The sequence below is a fragment of the Candidatus Megaera venefica genome (assembly GCF_034554655.1).
Classification (GTDB): Bacteria; Pseudomonadota; Alphaproteobacteria; order Rickettsiales; family Rickettsiaceae; genus Megaera_A; species Megaera_A venefica.
The window spans coordinates 1-9,457 of record NZ_JARJFB010000070.1 but is presented as its reverse complement, the minus strand read 5'-3'; the positions used below and the strand labels follow the sequence as shown (position 1 = coordinate 9,457).

The following is a 9,457-nucleotide window of genomic DNA, read 5'->3' as shown; positions in this document are numbered from 1 at the left end:
CCATTTCTCCATCTTTATCGACACGGACAAATAATTTGTCATCTTCATCTCGCCAGCTGCTATAAAGGTCAAGCATCTGATAAAGCAATTCTATAATTCTGTTGGTTTTGCTGATTTTAGAGTTATATCTGTGACAGCAGATTTGTTGCCAACCAAAGAAGGATTTATTTTAACTTACTCAATAGAAGAGGGGGCCAAATATAAATTTGGTAAAACAAGTCTAAATAATAAACTCGCAAGTATCAATGATGAAGAAATTTGGAAATTTATTGATAAAAATGAGGGGCAAACATTTAATTTAAGCGCATCTCAGAAAACGGCAGAACGTATTGCTGATTACCTTGCTGGTAAAGGGTACCCACAGGTTGATGTTCATCCTGATATACAAACCAACCCTTCGTCTGGCACCGTTGATGTGGTAATGGTTGTCGATCAAGCTGAAAAAATATTTATCAATAGGATTAATATCGAAGGTAACTTAAAAACCGAAGATCATGTTATTAGACGCCAGCTGAAAATTGCTGAAGGAGATGTTTATAATAGAGGGAAAATAGAAAGGGGCGAAAGAAATATCAGAAATCTTGATTATTTTGGTAAAATGGCTCTTAACCTTTCTCCTACTGATAAAAGTGATAGGTATGATATTAACATTAATGTTGAAGAAAAATCTACATCTTCAATAGGTTTAGATGTTGGGTACAATACTGCTGGAGGTCCATTTGGGAGAATTTCTTTCCTTGAAAGGAACCTTGTAGGAACGGGTAAGTATCTCAGTGCGGGAGTTCAAGCTGGTAAAAAGAGTATTTATTATTATGCTGGATTGACGGATCCAAATTTTATGGATAAGGATCTTTCTTTGGGAGGAAGCGTATTTAGGAGTGAAAATGGTAGTGGAAGTGGCTTTACAAATCAGGAGCTAAACTATTCGTTGAAGTCCACCGGTGCTAAAATTTCTTTAGGGTATGACATATCTGATGATCTATCTCATGAAATTGAGTATGGGATAAAGCGTGATCAGTTGAAAGCGCCAGGTAGCTCAGCTTCAGTGTTTATTAAAGAACAAATGGGTAACTTTGTTACTTCATCAATGTCTCATAGTTTGACTTATGACAGAACAGACAGCAGAGTGCTACCGAAAAATGGTTATATATTAACTGGTACACAAGAATATGCTGGCTTGGGTGGTAATACTAAGTATTTGAAGCACGATGTTGATGGCAAAGTGTTTAAATCTTTTGTTGAAAATAAATATACTGTAAAATTTTCTGCTGCTGCTGGTCATATTAAGGGAGTCGGTGGTAAAAAGGTAAGGATTTCAGATCGTTTCAATCTCGGAGACTATAGTCTAAGAGGATTTGCACAAGGTGGTATTGGCCCTAGAGATATAGCGACCGATGAGGGGCTTGGTGGGCAAAAATATTATACATTATCAACAGAACTTAATTTTCCAGTTGGTTTACCAGAAGAATTTAATGTAACTGGTGCTGTATTTTGTGATGCTGGATCTTTGTGGGACGCTGACTCAAAAACTTCTAAGGGATTTTATAACGATAAAGCGCTTAGAAGCTCTGTTGGTTTTGGTGTTCTTTGGGTGACTAGAATTGCTCCTATAAGATTGGATTGGGGATTCCCGATTAAGAAGAAAAAATATGATGAAGGACAAACATTTCATATTAAATTTTCTACACACTTTTAATAAGATTAGTGGTTTCGCTTAGATGAAATTTTTGCGATGTATAGTGCTGTTGTTGGTTACAATACCTATTTTTGCTTTGGCAGAAGCAGAAGATAAATTTCTTGCCAAGATAGCTGTTGTAGATGTTGAGTCAATACTAGAACATTCGCTTGCTATCAAACACGTAAAAAAGTCTATTAATGAAATTAGTGATAATATTGAGAGAGAAGTTACTGAAAAGGCAATGAACCTTAAGAGTATAGAAGATGCATTAATTAAAGAGCGTGTAGCCTTAGGTGAAGAAAAGTTTAACAAGAAAGTCTTGGAGTTTAATAAAAAAGTAAGCAAAACTCAAAAAGAAATGCAGAATAAGAAAAGTGCTTTAGAAGAAGCTCACTCTAAAGCCATAGCTCAAGTTCATAAGAGTACTATTGATGTAATAACTGAGCTTTCAAAACAGTATGGATTTAATATTGTTTTTCCAAGTTCTCAGGTATTATTTGTTGAGAGTAATATGAATATTACCCTTGAGGTTATAACTAAGCTAAATGAAAGGCTTAGTATAGTAGACATTAAATATTCCCCTTCTAAAGAATAAGCTAGAAAATAATCCATTTACTAGCTTATTAGTCGCTATTTATAAATAGAATTTCCTAATTAACCTGAACTATGGATAAGGATAGAGTCGTATGGTTTTATACTGGGACTCGCTGTATGCACCGTCATCCTGAATTTACTTCAGGATCTCATGAGATAGGAGAAGATACTGGGCTGAAGAGATGTACGAAACCCACTGAGTTCCGCATGACAATACATAAGAAGATGCCGGATCAAGCCCTGGATGACTGTGTTTCTTACCGGCCATAACTAAATCTAATATTTATCTTATCCATAGTTCAGGTTGATTAAATATAAATTACACTAAACATTTATTAATAAGAGAGATATTAAAATTCTGTATTGGTTCTATCCAACAATGGTTGTTGCTTAGTTCGTATATACCAAAACAGATATAGCGGTAGCCCACTAAGTACGAATAAGCTCGCGATAGCTAAAGTTTTAATAGGTGTTTCATATATTATCCACACACAAAAACCGCTAGCAATAAGGCCAAATGACCATTGTATAATGGAACATTGCAATTTCTTTTGAATTAATAATTTTAAGAAAGCAAGGCAGCACATTAAATATACAAAAAGAAATGCCATTACAGAAAAGTCAATTATAGCATTTATTTGCTGAGCGAGGCTTTCATTGGCAGTAAGAAATAATAAAGGTATGATACCAGCGCAACTTGCTACAATACTCCAAAGTGGTGCGTTATGTTTGTTTTTTTGAGCAAATATTTTAGGCATTAAACCATCTTCTGCAAGGCCAAGTGCTACTTGCCCACTTGCTAGTATCCAAGCATTTAGGGTTCCTACACAAATAATTGCAGCAATACACGCTATGGCTAAATACCACTGGCCTCCGAAAATAATTTGAGCGGCATCAACATAAGGGGCTTTTGAATGCATTAAATCTTGGCCAGGTATTAAACCCATTATTCCTACGCTATTAACAAAATAGAGCAGGGCTACACATAGAGTACCAGAAATAATTGCTTTAGGAATAGTTTTGGAAGGGTTTTCTACTGAGCCAGCTGGGGTTGTTGCAGATTCTAAGCCAATAAAACCCCATAAAGTTAAGAGTGTAACTTTAGCAAGCATTGATGTAGTTGAAATGCTTGAGACACTTTGATCAATAACAAAATTATTACTATCGAAAAAATATAAAGCTATTAGCGGCATAATTAATAGAGGGATGAATTTTAGTAAAGTTAAGAAAAGCTCTGCTTTCCCCGCTGCTTTAACCCCTCTAAGATTTAAAAATGTAATAAGTAAAAGTAATATAATTTCTAAGGCTAAATATACGAATGGTGAGCGTGGGCCAATGAATACACTTAATGATCCTATTGCAGTAACTATCACGGCGGTAGTGCTAACCCATGAAATAATCCAATAAGTCCATCCGGTAAAAAATGCTGCTGTAAGGCCAAAAGTATGTTTTACATAGGTGTGTGGCCCACCTGTTTCAGGAAATTTTGCACAAAGCGATGCAAAGACCAAACAAAGAGCAATTGCTCCTACTCCAGATATTGCCCAACCGACTAAACTAAAAATACCATATCCAGCTAAATTCGCTGGAAGCATGAATACGCCTGATCCGATCTGACTTCCGGTTACAAAAGCAAATACTGCCCAAAACCCTATTTTATTAGACATAATTGGATTATCCCAAATTGTAAAAATGAACAGGACTATAGAAGTTTATTGAAATTATTTCAATAAACTTCTTGTAGTACATAACATATTTTGATTGATTTTTTTATAAAGTTTTAGACTGGACAGTTGCAGAGGCTCATTCTTTCTAGCCATGACGGTATTTTCAGAGACAATCCTGAGCTAAAAATCTGCAAATTTAGCATGATGGTTTTGAGCAAAGCATATATGTTGATTTATATCAATTCAACATAGGCTTCTTTAATTGTTTTAAGACCAATCTTTTCGAATGCTATTTCTAGACTGTCGCCATTTTTTCTCACAATAACACCAGTACCAAATTTAGAGTGCCGTATCCTGCTGCCAGGTTTTTTTGTGGCTATAGTATCAATATTATTTTGCCTCTGGTTGCTTGGTTGCATCGAAAAATTATGTCTTGATCCTAAGTAATTAAGTTTGTTAGTAGAAGAACTAGTTGCGCATAATTCAGACGGTATTTCTCTTAAAAATCTTGACGGTACAGACTTAATGAATTCAGCGAAAATTCTTCGACTCTCAGCGTGTGTGATGTAAAGTTCTTTTTTGGCGCGCGTAATTCCGACATATGCAATACGTCTTTCTTCTTCAAGTCCCTTGTCTCCTTCTTCAGCTATGGCTTTTTGGTGAGGAAAAATATTCTCTTCCCAGCCAGGCAAGAATACCAAATCAAACTCAAGTCCCTTTGCTGCATGGAGAGTCATGATTTTAACTGTACCACCAAAGTCAGACTCTAGTGATTCATTATCCATTACTAAGCTTGAATGTTCAACAAATTCAGTAATGTTATTAAATTCATCGATCGCTCTTAGCATCTCATTGAGGTTTTCAATTCTGGCTCTGGATTCGTCGGTTTTTTCTTCTTTTAATACGGCAAGGTAACCAGATTTTTCCAAAATAAATTTTGTTACTTCAAATGCTGATTCATGCTGATATTTCTGGCCACATAGGACAATTAGGTCAGTAAATTCTTCGAGACTATCTTTTGTTTTGCCTTTTAAGATATTTTGTTCAATCATCTGCTTCAGTGCTTCAAATACAGATACTTCGTATTCAGAAGCAAAGTCTTTGATTTTTTTTAGGGTAACATTACCAATTGATCGTTTTGGTACGTTGATAATGCGCTCAAGAGCAAGGTTATCGTTATGATTAATGCTAAGACGAATGTAAGAAAGCAAGTCACGAATTTCCATTCTCTCATAAAATCTAAGGCCACCAATAATTTGGTATGGCAGGGCATTGCTGATAAATGCTTCCTCAAAAGATCTTGTTTGGAAGCCAGCTCTCACAAGAATTGCGATCTGATTTGTTTTATACTTACCATTATTTATAAATTTTGCTATTTCGGTAGTAACATATCGTGCTTCTTCCTTATCGTTCCAGCAAGAAATAATTTTAATTTTTTCTCCGTCTTTTTGGTCGGTCCAAAGCTTTTTACTGTGCCTATGTTTGTTGTGGCTGATAATTTGGGATGCCGCGCTTAAAATATAAGGAGTTGAACGATAATTTTGTTCAAGTTTGACTACGATAGCACTTGGAAAATCTTGTTCAAACCGAAGTATATTTTTAACTTCAGCGCCTCTCCAGCTATATATTGATTGGTCGTCATCGCCAACGCAGCAAATATTTTTATGTTTACTGGCGAGCATACGAACCCAAACATATTGAACGGCATTGGTATCTTGGTATTCATCTACTAATATGTACTTAAATTTATTTTGGTAATGTTCTAAAATATCCTGGTTATGAATCAATAGTTGATTGCAATAAAGTAGTAAGTCGCCAAAATCAACTGCGTTTGAGGCATGCATTTGCTTTTGATATTCAAAATAAACTATTTTGGCAAGTCTATAAGCTGGTGCAATAAAATCTGATTCACCTATTTTATCTGGCGTTAGGCCTTGGTCTTTCCATTTGGAGATAATAATGTGAATCATCTTAGCCGGATATTGCTTCACATCTATGTTTAGCTCAAGAGCAATATTTTTGACGAGTCGAATCTGGTCATCTTGATTGATAATGGTGAAGTTGCTGGTTAAATCTTTTCCTAGGGAAGCAATGTGAGTCCTTAGCATTCTTGCAGCAATGGAGTGAAATGTACCAATATTAAGTCCATCAGCATGAATAATATTAGTTATTCTATCTTGCATTTCTTTAGCGGCTTTATTGGTAAATGTTACAGCTAAAATTTCATAGGGCTGTGCAAGATTTTGCTCTATAATATGGGCTATGCGGTGTGTTAAAACTTTTGTCTTACCCGTACCAGCTCCAGCAAGAACAAGAAGTGGACCTTCTGTGTATCTTGTTGCAAGTAGTTGCGGTTCATTTAATTCTTCTTGATTGTCGTGCATTTAAATATAATTATGATAATACCCAATGAGAGGATCATAAAGTGCTATAGACCTTTAGTCTATAGTCAATTCAGATGAAGTTAGGACGTTCCTAGTCGCTTCCCAGTACTTGATAGGCTTCGCTCCTCGGTCCTAGTCCGATCTTCATCTGAATTGACTGTGATGTTTATAGATGTTTTTGTGAAACCTTATTGACAGGAATTTTAATATATCATATCTTTTTTCAATGTTTTACAAAATAGTATATAAAAAGAGTTAATCTAAGTTGTGATCGAAGGATACAAAATAGTTCAAATACCTCGTATTAGCGATGAGAGAGGAAATCTTTCCTTTGCTGAGCTAGGGCAACTTTTAACTTTTGTTGTTAAAAGGGTATACTGGCTATATGATATAAAGGAAATTCGTGGGGCTCATGCCCATAAAGAACTGCAGCAATTTATTTTTTGCACGCACGGATCAGTTGAATTTACTTTAGACGATGGACAACAAAGAGAGTCGGTTATTCTAGACTCGCCAGATAAAGGTTTGTGCATTACCAAGCCTTTATGGAGAGAACTAGTGAGTTTTCAAAATGATCCTCAGGTTATTGTGCTGGCATCTGATGTTTATGATGAACAAGATTATATTAGATCATACAAGGAGTTTCAAAAATGGATGTCCATTTCTTAGATTTAAAAAAAGTATATAAAGAGCTAAAGTCTGAATTTGATCATCTTTGGTATGAGGTTAATGAAGATAGTTCATATATACTTGGAGATAAATTATCTAAATTCGAACAAGAATTTGCTCAGTATTTGGGAGTAAAACATGTAATTGGAGTAGGAGACGGCTTTGATGCGCTCGTCCTTAGTATCAAAGCTATGGATATAAAAGCTGGTGATGAAGTAATAGTGCCAGCTCATACATTCATTGCATCTTGGCTTGCTGTTTCGGAAGCTGGTGCTACCCCTGTTCCTGTAGAGGTTGATAGTAAAACTTGCCTTATAGATCCGCTGAAAATTGAGAAAGCTATAACTAGTAGAACAAAGGCGATTATGCCGGTTCATCTTTATGGCCGTGTTTGCGATATGCGCCAAATTATAGAAATTGCTAATCGGCATAATTTGAAAATTATTGAGGATTCTGCTCAGGCTCACGGTGCTGTTGATCTAATAACTGGTAAAAAAGCTGGTACGTTTGGTGATTGCTCTGGCTTTAGTTTCTATCCAGGTAAAAACTTAGGTTGTTTTGGTGATGGCGGGTGTATCTCAACAAATGATTCGGCTTTGGCTGAGAAAATTAAATTACTACGCAATTACGGAAGTCCAGTTCGTTATGAACACAAAATAAAGGGCGTAAATAGCAGGTTAGATGAATTACAAGCCGGCGTGTTGTCTATCAAATTAAAACATCTAGATAGTTGGAATGAAAAGCGTCGCGCTGTTGCTAAAATTTACTTATCTGAGCTTGCGGGTATAGGAGATATTATTCTGCCAGAATACGATGCAGGGCATGTTTGGCATATATTTGCTATTAGGACTTCCAGAAGAGATGAGCTAAAAGAGTTTCTCGGAAAAAATGGTGTTGGAGCAATTATTCATTATCCAAAACCTATTCATATGCAAGAAGCCTATAAGGATATGAATATCACGCAAGGTTCATTCGTGAATACAGAAAAAATTTGCTCTAGTGTACTTAGCCTGCCAATGCATCCTTATTTGCAGGAAAAAGAAGCAGCTTATTGCGCTGGAATAATCAAGAAATTTTTTGCATAACAAACCAATATGAAAATAGCTAAATTATACAAAAAACTTACTTTAGCTAATTTTATTAATTGGTTTGCAATGCGTTTTTATCGTGTAGCGCAAATTGTTACTGGATACATGATAATTATTGCTATTAATTTAAATCCTAGGCGAGAAATTTTTCAAAAAAATTTAGATAGCCTGAAAATAAATAGAGTTTTTTTCTTTAGAAAAGTTACTCTACCGTATCTTTCGTTTCTAGAGGGTTGTAAAAATTTAAAAGCTCAGATAATTTTTCACAAGGAAGGTGAGGTTATAGAGTTAACATTGCCAAAAGTAATTAATAAAGGTTTTAAAGTAAATGAAGCATATGCTTGCGAAGCAAAATTGCCGGATATTTATTTGGCCGTAATTAGTGATGCACAAATCTTTGTTGGTACGGATTTAATTATTGCAGATAAAACTATTCTTTATGATCAAATTAACAAAGATTTTTTTAACAGATATCCAGTAAAATCGCCCTTAATAGCAAATGTTTCCAAAGATAATATCAGTATAAAATGGCCTTTAAAATCGACAAAAATCAAACAGGGAATTCATCTTCCTAAAGATCATGCAAAAAATTATTTTCATTGGATGATAGAAAATCTGCCTAGGTTAAGCCTTGTTTCTGAGTTAGATAAAAATATTCCTTTATTAGTTGACGGAGATTTGCCGGCACAATTCTACGATGCCCTTGCGATGCTAAATCAAGATAATAGGGAGATAATAAAACTTAGTAATAATACTTTATATAAAGTGCAAAAGTTATATTATCCATCGCAATTATCAATATTTCACGATAGTTATGATAATCCATTCTACGGTAAAGACGCTGTATATTCACCCAAAGCGATTAGCTACGTTAGAGATGCTATTTTAAAAAAAATAGCATCTCCTAGTAGCTCAACGCGGCGTAGAAAATTATATATTTCTAGAAAAAACTCTGACTACAGGCAATTGATTAATTCAGAAGAAATAGAAGATGCTTTAGTTGCAAGAGGTTTTGAAATAATATTTCCTGAGCATTTGTCATTTTTCGCGCAGGTGCAACTATTTTCAGAGGCTGAATTAATAGTAGGACAGAGTGGTGCTGGAATGGCTAGCTTTATTTTCGCCCCTAAGGATTGTGAAATATTGATGATGATGAGTGATGCTAGTCAATCGAATCTTCATATATTTGGTGCTCTTGCTGATTCTATAGGGCTAAGTTTAAAGTATATTCTCGGCAAGCATATAAACATTAAAAAATCATATATTAACCATTCTGATTTTTATGTTGATGTAAGTATATTAATTAAATATTTAGAAGATAGTAACCGATAATGGATCAATATAAAGTCACTGTCCTTATGCCCTGCTATAATAAAG

7 protein-coding genes are annotated in these 9,457 nt (G+C 35.0%); 5 read left to right on the top strand and 2 right to left on the bottom strand.

The features are described 5' to 3' along the window. Window positions 1-40: 40 nt before the first annotated feature. Both bamA and Megvenef_RS05175 read left to right on the top strand, forming a co-directional pair. Window positions 41-1,696 (top strand): outer membrane protein assembly factor BamA, encoded by a 1,656-nt coding sequence (bamA, locus tag Megvenef_RS05180; RefSeq protein ID WP_322776917.1) that lies wholly within the window; start codon window positions 41-43, stop codon window positions 1,694-1,696. Window positions 1,697-1,718: 22 nt separating this feature from the next. After that, window positions 1,719-2,273 carry an OmpH/Skp family outer membrane protein gene (locus Megvenef_RS05175; RefSeq protein WP_322776916.1) on the top strand — a complete coding sequence of 185 codons (555 nt, stop codon included), beginning with the start codon at window positions 1,719-1,721 and terminating at the stop codon, window positions 2,271-2,273. Window positions 2,274-2,622: 349 nt separating this feature from the next. Here the strand turns inward: Megvenef_RS05175 and Megvenef_RS05170 are convergent, their stop codons facing one another. Further along, complete coding sequence (locus tag Megvenef_RS05170) at window positions 2,623-3,939, bottom strand: amino acid permease (RefSeq protein ID WP_322776915.1); 1,317 nt, start codon at window positions 3,937-3,939, stop codon at window positions 2,623-2,625. A gap of 233 nt (window positions 3,940-4,172) precedes the next feature. Continuing rightward, a complete protein-coding gene (locus Megvenef_RS05165) occupies window positions 4,173-6,323 on the bottom strand; it encodes a UvrD-helicase domain-containing protein (protein WP_322776914.1) in 2,151 nt (716 codons plus the stop codon). A 267-nt stretch (window positions 6,324-6,590) separates the two neighbouring features. Here Megvenef_RS05165 and Megvenef_RS05160 point away from each other — a divergent pair, with 267 nt between their 5' ends. From Megvenef_RS05160 to Megvenef_RS05150, 3 genes are read left to right on the top strand one after another with little or no spacing between them, the layout of a single operon-like run. Next, window positions 6,591-6,992, top strand: a complete 402-nt coding sequence (locus Megvenef_RS05160; RefSeq protein ID WP_322776913.1) for a sugar 3,4-ketoisomerase — start codon at window positions 6,591-6,593, stop codon at window positions 6,990-6,992. Further along, the gene (locus Megvenef_RS05155) at window positions 6,974-8,077 is read left to right on the top strand and encodes a DegT/DnrJ/EryC1/StrS family aminotransferase (protein WP_322776912.1); all 1,104 of its coding nucleotides are present in this window, start codon (window positions 6,974-6,976) and stop codon (window positions 8,075-8,077) included. The genes Megvenef_RS05160 and Megvenef_RS05155 overlap by 19 nt, the downstream gene beginning before the upstream one ends. Window positions 8,078-8,086: 9 nt before the next feature. After that, window positions 8,087-9,412, top strand: a complete 1,326-nt coding sequence (locus Megvenef_RS05150; protein WP_322776911.1) for a glycosyltransferase family 61 protein — start codon at window positions 8,087-8,089, stop codon at window positions 9,410-9,412. Window positions 9,413-9,457 lie beyond the last annotated feature (45 nt).